Source organism: Pseudarthrobacter sp. NS4, from assembly GCF_024758005.1.
Classification (GTDB): domain Bacteria; phylum Actinomycetota; class Actinomycetes; order Actinomycetales; family Micrococcaceae; genus Arthrobacter.
Genome location: NZ_CP103288.1, coordinates 1,927,216 through 1,941,509, shown reverse-complemented (window position 1 = coordinate 1,941,509; position 14,294 = coordinate 1,927,216). Strand labels below are relative to the sequence as shown.

At 62.1% G+C, this 14,294-nt stretch carries 14 protein-coding genes and 3 pseudogenes; 10 read left to right on the top strand and 7 right to left on the bottom strand.

Annotation, left to right across the window (positions count from 1 at the left end; genetic code table 11):
• Window positions 1-119 precede the first annotated feature (119 nt).
• The 4 genes and pseudogenes from NXY83_RS09135 (at window position 120) to NXY83_RS09120 (ending at window position 6,178) form a co-directional block, all read left to right on the top strand.
• Window positions 120-1,369: pseudogene (locus NXY83_RS09135) on the top strand (IS256 family transposase).
• Between the two features lie 547 nt (window positions 1,370-1,916).
• Window positions 1,917-2,741, top strand: a complete 825-nt coding sequence (locus NXY83_RS09130) for an alpha/beta fold hydrolase (RefSeq protein ID WP_258806132.1) — start codon at window positions 1,917-1,919, stop codon at window positions 2,739-2,741.
• Between the two features lie 1,492 nt (window positions 2,742-4,233).
• Window positions 4,234-4,821: pseudogene (locus NXY83_RS21045) on the top strand (GntR family transcriptional regulator); the annotation flags it as partial.
• Between the two features lie 85 nt (window positions 4,822-4,906).
• A complete protein-coding gene (locus NXY83_RS09120; RefSeq protein WP_258805767.1) occupies window positions 4,907-6,178 on the top strand; it encodes an SLC13 family permease in 1,272 nt (423 codons plus the stop codon).
• A 205-nt stretch (window positions 6,179-6,383) separates the two neighbouring features.
• Here NXY83_RS09120 and NXY83_RS09115 read toward each other — a convergent pair whose 3' ends face one another.
• Window positions 6,384-6,866, bottom strand: a complete 483-nt coding sequence (locus tag NXY83_RS09115) for a hypothetical protein (protein ID WP_258805766.1) — start codon at window positions 6,864-6,866, stop codon at window positions 6,384-6,386.
• 315 nt (window positions 6,867-7,181) lie between these two features.
• Between NXY83_RS09115 and NXY83_RS09110 the strand changes: the two genes are divergently transcribed.
• Both NXY83_RS09110 and NXY83_RS09105 read left to right on the top strand, forming a co-directional pair.
• Window positions 7,182-7,373 (top strand): hypothetical protein, encoded by a 192-nt coding sequence (locus tag NXY83_RS09110; RefSeq protein ID WP_258805765.1) that lies wholly within the window; start codon window positions 7,182-7,184, stop codon window positions 7,371-7,373.
• Window positions 7,374-7,718: 345 nt separating this feature from the next.
• The gene (locus tag NXY83_RS09105) at window positions 7,719-7,922 is read left to right on the top strand and encodes a cold-shock protein (RefSeq protein WP_258805764.1); all 204 of its coding nucleotides are present in this window, start codon (window positions 7,719-7,721) and stop codon (window positions 7,920-7,922) included.
• Window positions 7,923-8,169: 247 nt separating this feature from the next.
• Here NXY83_RS09105 and NXY83_RS09100 read toward each other — a convergent pair whose 3' ends face one another.
• Both NXY83_RS09100 and NXY83_RS09095 read right to left on the bottom strand, forming a co-directional pair.
• Window positions 8,170-8,613, bottom strand: a complete 444-nt coding sequence (locus NXY83_RS09100) for a MarR family winged helix-turn-helix transcriptional regulator (RefSeq protein ID WP_309484132.1) — start codon at window positions 8,611-8,613, stop codon at window positions 8,170-8,172.
• 251 nt (window positions 8,614-8,864) lie between these two features.
• Complete coding sequence (locus tag NXY83_RS09095; protein WP_258805763.1) at window positions 8,865-9,602, bottom strand: GAF and ANTAR domain-containing protein; 738 nt, start codon at window positions 9,600-9,602, stop codon at window positions 8,865-8,867.
• Between the two features lie 261 nt (window positions 9,603-9,863).
• Here NXY83_RS09095 and NXY83_RS21040 point away from each other — a divergent pair.
• Window positions 9,864-9,974: pseudogene (locus NXY83_RS21040) on the top strand (Lsr2 dimerization domain-containing protein); the annotation flags it as partial.
• A gap of 87 nt (window positions 9,975-10,061) precedes the next feature.
• On the opposite strand, the gene NXY83_RS09085 reads toward NXY83_RS21040, so the two are convergent.
• From NXY83_RS09085 to NXY83_RS09070, 4 genes are all read right to left on the bottom strand, one after another.
• Complete coding sequence (locus tag NXY83_RS09085; RefSeq protein WP_258806413.1) at window positions 10,062-10,682, bottom strand: alkaline shock response membrane anchor protein AmaP; 621 nt, start codon at window positions 10,680-10,682, stop codon at window positions 10,062-10,064.
• A gap of 31 nt (window positions 10,683-10,713) precedes the next feature.
• Window positions 10,714-11,295 carry a DUF6286 domain-containing protein gene (locus NXY83_RS09080; RefSeq protein ID WP_258805762.1) on the bottom strand — a complete coding sequence of 194 codons (582 nt, stop codon included), beginning with the start codon at window positions 11,293-11,295 and terminating at the stop codon, window positions 10,714-10,716.
• On the bottom strand, window positions 11,292-11,687 hold the full coding sequence (locus tag NXY83_RS09075; RefSeq protein WP_258805760.1) for an Asp23/Gls24 family envelope stress response protein: 396 nt from the start codon (window positions 11,685-11,687) through the stop codon (window positions 11,292-11,294). The genes NXY83_RS09080 and NXY83_RS09075 overlap by 4 nt, the downstream gene beginning before the upstream one ends.
• Before the next feature lie 234 nt (window positions 11,688-11,921).
• Entirely contained in the window at window positions 11,922-12,422 is a 501-nt protein-coding gene (locus NXY83_RS09070) for an Asp23/Gls24 family envelope stress response protein (protein ID WP_397427577.1), read from the bottom strand.
• Between the two features lie 209 nt (window positions 12,423-12,631).
• Between NXY83_RS09070 and NXY83_RS09065 the strand changes: the two genes are divergently transcribed.
• From NXY83_RS09065 to NXY83_RS09055, 3 genes are read left to right on the top strand one after another with little or no spacing between them, the layout of a single operon-like run.
• A complete protein-coding gene (locus NXY83_RS09065) occupies window positions 12,632-13,234 on the top strand; it encodes an RNA polymerase sigma factor (RefSeq protein ID WP_258806127.1) in 603 nt (200 codons plus the stop codon).
• Window positions 13,225-13,809: an Asp23/Gls24 family envelope stress response protein gene (locus tag NXY83_RS09060; RefSeq protein ID WP_258805759.1), complete on the top strand. Its 585-nt coding sequence runs from the start codon at window positions 13,225-13,227 to the stop codon at window positions 13,807-13,809. Before NXY83_RS09065 ends, NXY83_RS09060 begins: the two co-directional genes overlap by 10 nt.
• A complete protein-coding gene (locus tag NXY83_RS09055; protein ID WP_258805758.1) occupies window positions 13,802-14,215 on the top strand; it encodes a hypothetical protein in 414 nt (137 codons plus the stop codon). The genes NXY83_RS09060 and NXY83_RS09055 overlap by 8 nt, the downstream gene beginning before the upstream one ends.
• Window positions 14,216-14,294: the final 79 nt, after the last annotated feature.

Below are 14,294 nucleotides of genomic sequence, written 5' to 3'. Positions count from 1 at the left end.
CTGGCTCCTGATAGTAGCCGGGACTAACCCAGGGACTGTCTGAATAACGGTGTGTGGGGTCCGGCCCAATCCGAGAGGAGACGGCCGTGTCAGAGTCCACGACCGAGATGACAGGGGTGATGATCGATCCTGTGACGGGAGAGATCATCGATCAGAAGGAGCTTGCGGAGCGGCTGCTCGCGCAGGCCAAGGAACAGGGCGTGAGCCTGGTCGGCCCCGGCGGGCTGCTGAACCAGCTCACGAGGAACGTGCTCGAGACCGCGCTGGAAGCCGAGTTGACCGAGCACCTCGGGCACGAGCATGGCCAGACACCGATCGCAGCCAACATGCGCAACGGCACCAGGTCAAAGACCGTGCTGACCGAGATCGGCCCGGTCGAGATTGAGGTGCCCCGGGATCGGGACGGCTCGTTCGACCCGGTGATCGTGCCCAAACGGAAACGGCGTCTGGACGGGATCGACCAGATCGTGCTCTCGCTCTCTGCCCGGGGGCTGACCACCGGGGAAATCGCGGCGCACTTCGAGGAGGTCTACGGGGCCAGAGTCTCCAAAGACACCATCAGCCGCATCACGGAGAAAGTCGCCGGGGAACTGGCCGAATGGTCGGCCCGGCCTTTGGACCCGATCTACCCGGTGCTCTTCGTTGACGCAGTCGTGGTCAAGGTCCGTGACGGGCAGGTGCGCAACACCCCGTTCTACGTCGTCATGGGGGTCACCACAAACGGGGAGCGGGAGATCTTGGGCATCTGGGCCGGCGACGGTGGCGAGGGTGCCCGGTTCTGGCTGCAGGTATTCTCCGAGCTGAAGAACCGGGGTGTGGAGGATGTGTTGATCACCGTCTGCGATGGGCTCAAGGGCTTGCCGGAGGCGATCACGACGACGTGGGAGCGAACGGTTGTGCAGCAGTGCATCGTGCACTTGATCCGCAACAGCTTCCGCTATGCCGGACGGCAGCACCGCGACGGCATCGTCAAGGCGCTCAAGCCGGTCTACACGGCCCCGTCCGAGCAAGCGGCGAAGGACCGGTTCGCTGAGTTCACGGCCGAGTGGGGCCAGCGATATCCGGCGATCGTGCGGCTCTGGGAATCCTCCTGGGCTGAATTCGTGCCGTTCCTGGAGTACGACGTGGAGATCCGGCGGGTGATCTGCACGACGAACGCGATCGAGTCGATCAACGCACGCTACCGAAGGGCAGTGAGGGCCCGCGGGCATTTTCCGAACGAGACCGCGGCCCTGAAATGCCTGTATCTGGTCACCAGATCTCTTGACCCACCGGCGGCGGTCGGGCACGCTGGGTGATGAGGTGGAAGCCTGCACTAAACGCGTTCGCGATTACCTTCGCCGGCCGGTTCGAAAGAACCACTCAATAATGAAAACCGGCCGGACTCCACACACCGTTTATCGGACAGTCCCGCGTTTCTGAATGGGGTTGCTATGTCACCCAGGTTTAAGTGCTGACTGAATGTGGGACGCCTGAGACGAGGCGTCGAGCGTATAGCTGCCGTCCCATTAAGGTGCTCCAACAATGCGAAATTGATTATTCGGCCGCGAAAGCTTGCAAGCTCCAGCGTAGCTAGATCCATCTACGCTTTCAGCTTGGCCGCCTGTCCTCGGCCTATGCTGCCAAGCTGCTACGCATCCACTAGGACAACGGCCTCGCCCATCCCGACGTCGACCCCGAGCGGTTCGGCCGCGAGTCGCACTTTGGACGGGCTCCAATTTGGTTCGCCCATACCCTGGCCGACAACGCTCTGATCGCGATCATGGTCCCTGTCGGAGGAGTCGCGTAAGCCGCGTCGCATGTAACGGGCTGAATCGACGTCACCTTGAAGGTTATGTGGGAGGATCCCTAGGATTCTCTATTTCCCGTGGATAGTCTGGGACAGGACGCCACCCTACGTGAGGGTCAGTGAGAACGTGATCGAAGCAGCTGCTGCGGTAATCGGCCGGAACAATGTCACCATATTCGGCCGGGATGATGGGCCTGTGTTGATGTTTGCTCACGGTTTTGGCTGCGATCAGGCTATGTGGCGGAAGCTGCTGCCCTATTTCATTGATGATTACCGGCTGGTGCTTTTTGATCATGTTGGTGCAGGACACTCCGACATCAGCGTCTATGACTGGGAGAAGTACGGGTCCCTGGATGGGTACGCGTCGGACTTGCTGGAGGTTTGCGCTGCCCTTGAACTTGAGGACGTCATCCTGGTGGGCCACAGTGTCAGCACGATGATCGCCGTGATCGCCGCAGTGCAGGACCCCAACCGTTTCTCCCACCTGGTCCTGCTTGCTCCTTCACCCCGTCATACGGATGACCCGTACGATGGCTACGTGGGCGGGTTTTCGCGGGAAGACATCGAGGGCCTGCTGGCATCTCTGGATAGCAACTATTTCGCCTGGGCCGCGGCCTTGGCGCCCATGGTCATGGGCAACCCGCAGGAGCCGGAATTAGCGGAGGACCTGCGTGTCAGCTTCTGCCGGACAAATCCGTCCATCGCACGGCACTTCGCCGGGGTAACCTTTTTTTCCGACACCCGCCCTGAACTGAAAAAGGTGCGCACCAGCTGCCTGATTCTGCAGTGCTCCAACGATCGGCTTGCCCCGCCGGAAGTGGGCGCCTACCTGCACAAGAATCTGGAACACAGCACCCTGGTGCAGCTTCAGGCCACCGGGCACTGCCCCCACCTCAGCGCCCCGGAGGAAACGGCCCGGGCGATTCTGCACTACCTCGACACCCGATCGTGACAGGCGCCGCCGGCCCCTCCCCCGCCCGACTTTGAAGCCTTCCGTAATCAAGCACCCTGCAGGTGCCTGATAACAGATGAAAGATGGCAGCATCACCGCGGTTAGCGACGCCTTCGTCAGCTGTCAGGGAGCTACCCCAACGGCTCCTACTTCCAGCCGTGGATAACCCGAATTGACCCCCAGCCACGGACGGACCAAAGCCGCCACCAGTTCCGGCCCCGTGATTAGCAAGCACGGGTTTGCCGGCCGAGGCAGGCTGACGGAATATCCGTTATCGGCTATCTAAATTGGCCAGTGTGCGGCTTGAGAGGCCCTCCATTAGCTCTGGATGAGGCAGGGGACAACGCCCAAGCCGGACAGCTTCTCGCCGAAGCCGAACGGGCCGACAAAGCCCAACGCCAAAGCGTCGATGCCGACAACGCCCAGCCCGAACAGCTGACGGACGAAGCCGTGACGACTTACGATTCGGCAGAACGCAGGGAAGCCCTCGCAAGGAGCCTTGACCACATCGGAGACAGGGAAGCGGTGGAGGCAAGACTTATCGCAGACCGCAACCAGGCAACTCCGCCGGTCGCAGCGCTCTCCACGCACAGCAAAGCCCCCACCGCCCGCAAAACCGCGCAGCAATTGGCGCCACCAAGCAAACACAGAAAGGTCTCACCCGATAGGGCCGGCATCTGCTCAGGGAACGGTGAACGATCGACTTTCCGACCGTCCTTTCCCAATAGAGGCCTCTCACATGCGGCGCGGCGGTGATGAGCAGGACAGTTCCGGTTGCGGCGGTCATGGCGGTCATGGCGGTGAAGGAACCGAACCAGATGACCTCTCGCCTCTCGCAGCATAGGGCGATCCGGTGCATCTGCACCGAAATGACAGGCATATTTTTGTTGGAGCCCTCCAAATTAGAGTAGCCAAGGCCTTACTAAAGTCTGCTGCAGGGAATATCCCTCCAGACGTAAGGGATCTATCAATGACGATTCAGGAAAACCCTCCCGCCGCACTCGGAACAGCATCGGCAGAAACGCGTTAAGGGAGGCTGTGTGGGACAACCAGAGTTTTCGGACCCAATTGGGCCCGAGGAGGCTGCAGTGCCGTCCCCAGGCCGGCCTCTTGTTCTCCTTCACCCCGGGAAATTCGTCCAGCTTTCACAAAGCCCGCCTCGAGACCGTGACCGTGACCGTGACCGTGAGATACAACAGCTCATTCAGGACCTCGCGGTATTAGCAGCAACGCATGACTCGCATTCTGCCGTTCGCCCCTCTCCCTCCGAATCTGAGTGAAGCGAGTTTCAGGCGCCCGCAGGGCAGGACTGTCGCGGTCCCCGGCTGCAGCGCAAGGGCTGTCTAGAAGAGGTGGCCAGGACCCTTCCCATTCCCTGCCAGAACCCCACAGAAAACGGAACCATCGCAGAAGGTCCCGCGCATAAGACTCCACACTCGACGAGCTCCTCCCCCGCGCCCAGAAGTCCTGCAGATACTGGGTCAAAGACGACCTGATCCGGCGCGTCCGGGCAAACGAATGGCCCAGCACAACACCGCTGCCGCCCGAGTCTGCCTTGGCTGAGGAGTACGGCATCTCAGTGGGAACGCTCCGGCAAGTCCTTGCGGAGCTCGCCGCTGACGGAATCCTGGAACGCCACCAGGGACGCGGCACGTATGTTCGTCGGGCTACATTCCAGCACTCCCTGTTCCGTTTCTTCCGAATGCAGGGAGGAACCGGACAAACCCCCGGCAGCCGCATCCTCGAACGGAACACGCAGGACGCGCCCACCCACGTCGCAGCAGCCCTGAACATCCCGAAACATTCCCCGATCTTGCACCTGCACCGTCTTCGTTTGTGGCAGGACACCCCTTTCCTGGTCGAAGACATCTGGCTCCCGCTGCCGCAGTTTCAGCCGATCGCTGACATTAACCTCAATGAACTCGGCAACCTGCTGTATCCGGAATACGAAAACCGGATCGGGCTCATCATCGGCTCGGCAACCAAGGAACTTTCGGTCACCCAGGCCACCGACGACCAGGCCGCACTTTTGAACTGCGAAGGCGGGGATCCCCTCGTCAGAATCAACCGCACCGCACGCACTCATACCGGCGACGTCGCCGAGTACCGCGAGTCCTATGGGCTGGCATCATCATTCCGATTACCAAGTGGAGATCAACTAAGCCATGCAAGAACTCGTGGCCGTTTCCGGCCTTGTCCTCATCTTCGGCCTCTCAATGTGGCGCAAAATCAACATGGGCGCCGTCGCCCTCGTTGTCGCCTTCCTCCTCGGCGTACTGTACTTCGGCCAGACAGCCTCCGGAATCGCCTCCGGCTTCCCGGGCAGCCTGCTGATCACACTGTTGGGCGTGACCTACCTCTTCGGCGTGGCCCGGGCCAACGGCACCATCGACCAAATCGTTGGAAGAGCTGTGGGAGCTGTTCGGGGACGCGTCGCCCTTGTCCCGTGGGTGTTCTTCATCCTCGCCGCCATCATCACCGGATCCGGCGCGCTCTCCGCAGCCACCAACGCCATCCTCATCCCCGTGGGTCTTGCCTTCGCCCAGCGCTACAGGATCAGCCCGCTGCTCGTGGGCCTGTGCATCATCAACGGCACCAACGCCGGCGGATTCTCCCCCATCGCCGTCTACTACAACATCGTCGACGGCGTTCTCGAGAAAATCGGGATCTCGGTAGATGCCGGCCAGCTCTTCCTCTGGACCTTCATCGCCAACGTAGTCATCAACGCCGTGGCGTTCATTCTGCTGGGAGGACCCGAGCTGATGCGCCGCGGACGCGAAGAGGAGACCGCTGATCCCACCACCTCATACCTTGGGGGCGGCACCGCAACCATCGTGAAAACCGCAACGTGGACCGGCCAGAAAATCGTCACCCTGGTTCTGATGGTCAGCATCCTCGTGGGCGCCCTTGGCTTCAAGCTCGACGTCGGATTCCTCGCCCTCGCCGCCGCCGTGACCCTTTCGGCACTGTACCCCCAGCACTCCAAGGAAGCCCTCGGGCACATCGGCTGGAACGTCATCCTCCTGATCGGCGGCATCGTCACCTACATCAGCATGCTGGAAAGCGCCGGCGTCATCAAAGAACTCGCCAACTCCGTCGCCGGCATCGGCACACCCCTCCTCGCCGCGCTCATGATGCTGGTCGTGGCAGGCGTGGTATCGGCCTTCGCCTCCACCAACGCGATGTTCGTCGTGCTCGTCCCTCTGGCAGCCCCACTGCTCATCACCGGTTCCGTAGGCGTTCTGGGCTTCGTGATCGCGCTCTGCATCGCCGCCTCGGCCGTTGATTCCAGCCCCTTCTCTACGGGCGGCGCACTGGTCGTTGCCAACACTGAAGAAGAAAAACGCGAAAAAACCTTCCGCGGCATGATGATCTGGGGAATGTCCATGATCGTCGCAGCACCCCTGCTGGCCTGGCTCCTGTTCGTCGTAATCTAACCTCCTCGATGACACGTGAAGAGGGCGGGTTGAACTCTCAACCCGCCTTCTCGCTTGTCCCGGAAAGCTCCCAACCGCGACGTAAGAACCAGTCCGCTGCACCGTCCGGTCAGCACAATAAAGGATGGCCATGCCAATTCACCAAGGAGAACCGGTCCCCAACTGGACGAAACTACGACGTGGCGATCAAGTAGATGTTTTTCCTTTATATACGGCCCGCGGCAAGGTCCGGATCAGCATCGACTTCCGTGGCGACGGGTTCCTGTGCAGGTGCCGTGGGCATGGGCTCTACAGCAGGCGTCCGCAAGGAGCGCCACGCCCCCAACCCGACGATTGCCAGCAGACCGGCGATCCACCACACCTTCCGCGACGCCGGCCGTCCAGTCTCAGCCGGACCGGGATCCACGATGACAACAGCGGCTTGCGGTGCGACCCGCTTCAGACGTTCCTGGACCCGCGGAGTCAGTGTTTCCACCCCGCCCGCCAGCTCATCAGCGAGGTGCCGCAAAAGCTCCTGCACGCGCGGAGATGCCGTTTCAATCCCTGTATCAAGCCCGGCCACCGCTCTTTGCAGTGCAGCCTGCGCCCCAGGGGTTGCCCATTCCCTGCCCTTAGCCAGGTGGGTCATGAGGTTCTCAGAAAGACGATGGACCTGCTCGGTTTCGGTCATAGCTTTTGCCGTGCGCATGAATACCTCCTGGGCTGTGATGGATGCCCATAGCCTACGGCGGGCAGCGCAGCAGAAACAGGCCCTCTCGAAACCGTTCCATGACCTCAGAAGCGGGACACTCCCGGTGGGACAAAGAGGGACGCATCCCACCGCTGCCGGCCGTGACCGTGCCGCGCTCGGTTTTCCCGGCAAACAGGCAACCGCTATGCCAAGCAGGTCCCGTGAAGCTGGACATGGGCAGGAACGGGGACATAGCGTCGGCTTGTACGGGTCGGCAAGGCTGACAAAGCGAGTTGTCGATGTGGACCGCTGGCCCACAAAAGGGAGGTGGCCGTGCCGAGAATTGCGCGCTTCCTGCTCCTGCCGTTGGTCATGCTCGCGGCGTTCACGGCCGCGCAGCCTGCACCGACCGCGCCGCAGCCAACCTTATCGCCGCCGCCCACGTCCATGGCAGCCTTGGGTGACTCCATTACCCGGGCCCTGGCAGTGTGTTGTTCCAACGGTGCGAACTCGCTCCACTCATAGTCCACCGGGCAGGGTCCCGGCGACGGAGTCGCCAGCCACTATGAGCGGCTGGCAAGGCTGCACCCGGCTACCACACCTATCCATCAGCAGCCATAGGCTCGTCCATTCGTGCGCATGAAGGTTCCCCAGGGCGTTGTCAGATGAAGAACGCAGGCGCCTTGAAAAGCTAGAAAAGGAACTGCCGTCCGCACTCGCCCACAGCATCACGTTTCGCTGGTGACATTCATTGCTGTGTCTCTTGTCCCAGCAAAGAGGCGGCTCTACGTTGGAGACCAGCGGATATGGATGTCCGCCCGCTGGTACACCCGTGCTTGCGGTTAGAAGAAGTCGGATAGGGTGGCACGCATGGCAACAGGCACAGTGAAGTGGTTTAACGCGGAAAAGGGCTTCGGTTTTATCGCCCCTGACGATGGTTCCGGGGATGTGTTTGCCCATTACTCCGCGATCTCTTCCGGCGGCTACCGTTCACTGGAGGAGAACCAAAAAGTCGAGTACGACCTCGTCCAAGGCCAGAAGGGTCCTCAGGCGGAAAACATCCGCCCCCTCTGAATTAAGCTAACGGCGGGGAGCGACATGCCGAACGCGTGAATGGGCACCGGAAAGATTGACGGACAAGGCCGGGGGCGGTCTCGGGTTCGACAACATGCAGCTCAGGGCGGGTCAAGGCCGGGACCGCCAGTACCAAAGTTGACATACCCGTACTCGGCCGCGCTCTTGATGCCTACCGCTCATACCTACCGACAGGTACGCCTACTCCGTCCCCGTGACCAGCAGAAGAAAGGTAGTCGCGCATCATCTACCGGTCACCCGGCGGTTCCTTGGCTCCAGAGGCGAGTAGGAGCACGATGGTTTGCAGTTCCTTGCGTAGCTTTTCCCCATCCACTGGCACGCGTGTCAATACCGTGCGGTCCACTTCACGGGCCTCGTTGATCACCCGGGCGCCGACGTCGGTGATGGAGACAACCTGGCTTCTGCGGTCAGAAGGGCTGGGCTGGCGGCGGATGTAGCCCCAGGCCTCCAGGCGGGACAAGGTTTTACCCATTGTCTGGTTCTGCACACGGACCTTTTGGGCAATCATCGCCTGGCTCATGGGCTCCTCGGCTGCCGAGAGGACATCAAGGGCTATCACCCCGGCATGGGTGAGGCCGGCACCGGCCAGCTTCTCGTTCCAGGAATGTTCGACCAGTCTGGCCGCTGTTGATAACAGGCGGCCGGTCGGCCATGAATCCATGTCAGGCATTAGTGAATCATAAGACCTAGGCTAATAACCCACCTACGGCACATGGAGCTTTCACGGCCCCGACCGAACCGGGAACCTGTCCCTCGTGCAGATAAGGCGCACCATGCTGTGGCTACTCTTTTGCCGTCCGGCCGGCACCGGTTGGTCCCCCAAACCGCCCGGCGCCGGCTGGACAGCCATGACATCACCCTGAACTAGTCCATGCGGCGGACCCTTAGAATACGGCAGGACCGGGAATGGAGACGCGGTTGTCAGTCATCAAAGCGCAGGGGCTGGTCGGGGGTGACTCCGAGGCGGGCGATGATATCTGCTGCGACGTGGTGGAGTTTTTGGTTCCGGTGGCTGGAGGCTTTGGCAAGCAGTTTGAATGCATCGTCATGGCTGCAACGGTTCTGTGCCATGATGACGCCGCATGCGGCATCGATGATGGTCCTGGTGGCCATGGCGGTTTTCAGGTCCGCGTTGAGCTGTTCAGCGGTCTCGATCCGGATCGCCAGGCGCAGGGTACTGCCGGCCACGTGCGCGAACCCTTCGGCTTCCTTGATGACAGTGTCAGTGAACACGCCGGCGGTGGGAGCGAAAAAATTCAGCACCGCCTCAGCTGTTTTCCCCAGGTCCATGGGCACGCCAAGGGCGCTGCGGCACCCCTCTGCCGCCAAGGCCCGGCTGTACCTGGGCCAGTTCTTGTCTGTTGCTACATCATCCAGCAGGACCGGGCGGCCCACGTTCAAGGCGTCCAGGCAGGGACCCTGGGCAAGGCTTTGTTCGACGTGGTCAAGCATGACGGCCTTGTCGCTGCTACCCGCCACGGTGGCGGTCCGTTTGCGCCGGCGCAAGGTCAGCGCACAGTCGATCCTTTCGCCGGCTGCCTTGCTGATCGCATCTGCAGCGAAACCGGTCAGGCCCTTCAAGACCGTTTGAATATCAGCACTGTCTGCCACCAGCTGGTGCAGGCTGATGATGTGCTCGGCGTGCCCCGGCGATTCCATGAGCTAATCGTAGGAACTCCCCCGCCCCGCGTCACCTCGAACGATTTATTGCACGGTGAAGGCCCCCCAACAGCCGCCAGGCCAGACGAATGACAGTGTCCCACTTCCTTGGAACCGGGACATTCCCGACTTGGCCACCACTGCCCTATAACTATGTCGGCGAACTATTTCGGCGCCGCCCGTGGCGAGGACCGCGAGGGACCTTCTCTCGGTATCAACTGCTAATAAGGTCCTGGGCCCCAGGGTCGCTGATAGTGTCTTGTGGCAACCAAGACAATCACGGTTGTTGAAGATGACCTTGACGGCAGCGAAGCCGAAGAGACGTTGAACTTCGCCCTTGATGACAGCTCCTCCGAAATTGATCTCAACAGCGCCCATGCCGAAGAACTCCGGTCGGTCCTCCGCCCATACATGGATGCCGGCCGGAAAATCCTCCGTCCCCGCCCGCGCGGCTTGTTCCTAGTAGATGACGGTGCCGGTGGTCTGTACGGTGGTGCCGGAAATGGCGTTGCGGCCACTGACCTCGAGCTGGATTCCTGTCCTCCGCAGTGGTGTTTCCAAGGCCGTGGAGAGGTCCGGAATGACCCTGGTGTTGATGTTGTGGAGGACGTCTTGGATGTCGGCGCGGTTGTTGACCGTGACTTTTATCGTTAGATCCGGTTCCATGGCGGTGCCGCGTAGCAGTGCTGAGGAACCGACAACCCCGGGCAGGGTATTGATCTGGTTTTCCACCGCGGAGCCCAGCACCGAGGTATCACAGAGCGTGGTTCCGGCGGCGGGGTCCTGATGCAGCCGGTACCTCTCGGCGGGATTCCTTCGTGGAATTTGTGCCAGGATCCACGACAACCCCAGGGCGCCCATGACAACCCCGGCCACCAAGACACTGGCTTGAGCAAAGGCAGAGCTGAAGATGGTGTGCAGGTTCCCTGTCACGACGGGACTCTCTGCAGTCACCGTTGCGGGGTTCATGGTGTGCAGCGTTCCGTTGGCGATCAGCAGTATCAGGACTCCGGCGGCCAGGGCGAGAATGCCAAGGATGACCAGACAGGTGCGGTTCAGGGCTCCGGCGTGTTGTCGCATGGGGTGCCTTCTTTCCGGGATGCGGCCGCGGTCATTCCTTGGACCGGACGGACACCGTGATCTTTGGGACCGGGTTGAGCCCGGCACCGGCCAGTTGAGCCCTGACCTGGGCAATGACACGGCCGCGCAGCTCCCGTGTTTGCTGCAGAGCCGTGGTCACGTTCAGATGGACCGCGCGTGCCGAGGCCGTGGCCGACGCCGAACGGACGCCGTCGACGTCTTCACAATGGGTAGCCGCGTACCGCGCAACGGCCCGCCGCGTCATGACAATCTCCTGGGTACCTGCCACCGGGACTTGTCCCTCGTCCCCGGGCACCCGCAGCCGCAAGGCGTTAAAGCGGCCCGGAACCAGTGCTGCCGCCAGCAGGACCAGTCCCACGACCGCCGACGCAGCGCCGACGGCCCAGACTTCCGGATCGTTCCAGGTCAAGCCGGTCAGCCAGTTCCGGGGTCCGGCCAGAAACACCGGCCACGAACCCGTGGACAGTCGGGCCAGCGCCGCCCATACCATTGCCACGCCGGCGGCCAACAGCAGCGTTCCCAGGATCAGAGCAGGAACAGCCCGGCTGGGACGGTGCCGCAGGGGCGTGGCTTTCCCATCGCGCCGGCTCATAACAGCCTCCGGCGGCCGGTGGATTCATCGGCTGGTTTCAGCCAGGACACTGTGATGTCGATCTGGCGCACCTCCACCCCGGTCAGGGCGCTGACACGTCCGCTGATCCGGCGTCGCAGCTGTTCGGTTGCCTGGCGCAGCGGTACCGGGTAGAGCAGCCCTATTTCCACCCTGAGCACGGCGATATTGCCCGCAAGCTCCACCGTTACTTTGGGCCGGGCAGAAAAGTCCGAACGTGCTCCGATGCCCAGAAACCCTCCTGAGGACCCGCCGGCGAAAGACTCTTCGCTGGCGACCTGACCGGCGATCTTCTCCAGCACCTTACGGTCAAGGACAGTGCGCCCCCGCGAAGCCAGGTCCCGGGAGCCTGCCTGCGCTGCAGTGGCATTCATCGGCTGGATGCTTTACCGAACAATGCCTGCAGATCCAGTTTCCCTTCCGCAACACGGCCCACGATCAGCCCAACCAGGCCAAACAGGACCACTATCACCAAGGCAGTAAAACCTCCGAAGGCCAAGACGATTCCTAGTACCAGGCCGACTCCCAGACACCATCGTGTAGTGGACATGCGGCACTCCTTCCAAAATCGGTTACCTCCCGAAAACGAGGCAGAGCGGGGGACGTGGTTACTCCAAAGGCTTCTTGGTGTCCTCTTCGGCCTGCTCTTCTTCGGGCAGATGAACATCGGTGACGTGAACGTTCACTTCCAGCACCTCCAGACCGGTCGCGCGCTCCACCGACTGGATGACATTGCGCCGGATATCCTGGCTCACCTCGACGATGGACATTCCGTACTCGACGACGATGCTCAAATCGATGGCGGCCTGGCGTTCGCCCTTCTCCACGCTCACCCCACCGCTGACATTCGTCTGGGAACCGGGAATCCGCTCGGTCATCGCGCCGAACGCTCGCCGGGCAGCGCTTCCCATCGCATACACACCGGGAACCTCACGGGTAGCCATGCCGGCCAGCTTCTGGACCACCGTTTCCTCAATGGTGGTATCCCCCCGGTCCGTGTGCAGCAGGTCGGTCGTGCGGCGCTTCTCAACGGGGGCGTCCCGTTTCTGCCCCTCCTCGGTCGCCACCGTGCCACCGGACTGTTCGCGGCTCTGCTGGGTTTCTGTCACGGGAACCATCTCCTCAATCAACCGATGCGATGTTGCCTACATGGTTAAAGACGCACGTCCCCGCCAAATGTCACGCGGATAGGCAGACTGTTTTGTCCCTGCTTCCCCGCACCGGGGCATTCCCATTACCGGCGCCGTCTGAAAACATTGTTCATAAGCCCCGGACCCTGGGTGGCGCGGTTCGGGGGGCAAAGGGGACGGCGTTGACGATGGATGAACGTGAACCCGTTGTCCTGACACGGCCCGAGGATCTGGACGAAGCGACCGTCGTCGCTCGGGCCCAGGACGGCAACCTGGAAGCTTTCGAATACCTCGTCGAGGCGTATCAGGGCAGACTTTTCCGTCTCGCTTTCCGGATGCTGCATGACCGGGGCGACGCCGAAGACGTCGTGCAGGACACCCTGGTGGCCTGCTGGAGAAAGCTGCCGCTGCTGAAAAACGTGCAGGCTTTCAGCGGGTGGCTTTACCAGATGGCCATCAACCGCTGCCTGGACAGTCTGCGGCGACGTTCCAGTCAGGCGGAGGTCGTGCAGGAATCGGCGACTCTGCAAGCAACTGCGGGGTCCTCCACGGGGCCGGGAGCCGGAGGCGATCCCGCCCGGGAAGCGGAAATCTCCTGTGAGATGGACGGCCTGGCAACAGCGCTGCTAAGTCTCCCGCCCGAGCAGCGCGCCTGCTGGCTCCTGCGGGAAATCCACGAACGCAGCTACGCTGAAATAGCGGCAACGCTGAAGGTCAGTGAACAGACGGTCAGAGGCCGCCTCGCTAGGGCACGCGCTCAACTCGCGGAAAAGATGAGTCAATGGCAATAGATCAAACAATCCCCCGCCTGGGCTGTGGCCGCAGCATCGATGAGGCCTGGGCAGCCATCAAAGAGCCCCCCACCGCCCATGAAAACGGCTGCGTCCAGTGCCGGACGGCACGGGCCAGTCTGGCAAACCTAGCGGAAGCCACCCGCAGGCTTCGGGATAATGATGCAGAAGACACCTCCCTGCAGCCGCATCACGTCGTCAAGGACGCCGTCATGAACCTGGCCCGCGCCGAAGTCCGAAGGGGCAACCTGCTCCCCGTCTACCGGGGTGACCAGGGGGGCATCGCGATGAGCGAACAAGCCATCATCTCAGTCATCTGGTTCGGCGCCGATGCCCTTCCGGGAGTACGTGCCCGTCGCTGCCGCGTCCACCCTGTCCCGGATATCGCGGACGGCCCGCGCCCGGCCGGGACCGCCGACATCTCGGTTAACCTTCGAATCGCCGTTGCCTCCGGCACTGACATTCCCGGAACCGCCGAGCTGCTGCGTCAGCGGATCATCAGCGTGATCACAGCCCACGTCGGGCTGAACGCCGGGACCATCAACATCACGGTGGAGGATTTCTACGATGTCTGACCATCCCCTCGAAGCCCGGCTGATCAGCCACCGCCTCATAGCCGACCTTGCTGCCCGCACCGCCCTGGATACACCAGGTGTCCTCCGACTCGAACCGACCCTGACAAGCCTTCTCACCCACCTGGGAACAGGAACAATCAAAAATCTCCGCAGGACAGACACCCGTGCCACTTTCGCCCGGCGCGACGGCGTCTTCGTCAGCGTCCACAACGGCATCGCCGACGTCCAACTCGACATCGCCACCGATATCGCCTTCTCAGCGCTGAACGTCGCCCAGGCCGTCCGGGAGCAGCTCGCCCGGACCATCAGCCACACCGGCCTCATCCCCGGGCGCATCGATATCTCGGTCCTGGCCATAGAGCACCCATCCACCGCCACAGCGGCCCACCCTCCCGGGCACCTCTGAATCAGAACACCAGCATCACGTCCACCCACGATCATCGTTACGGATCCGCCCGACGATTCCGAACCGGCACCGCACCGGA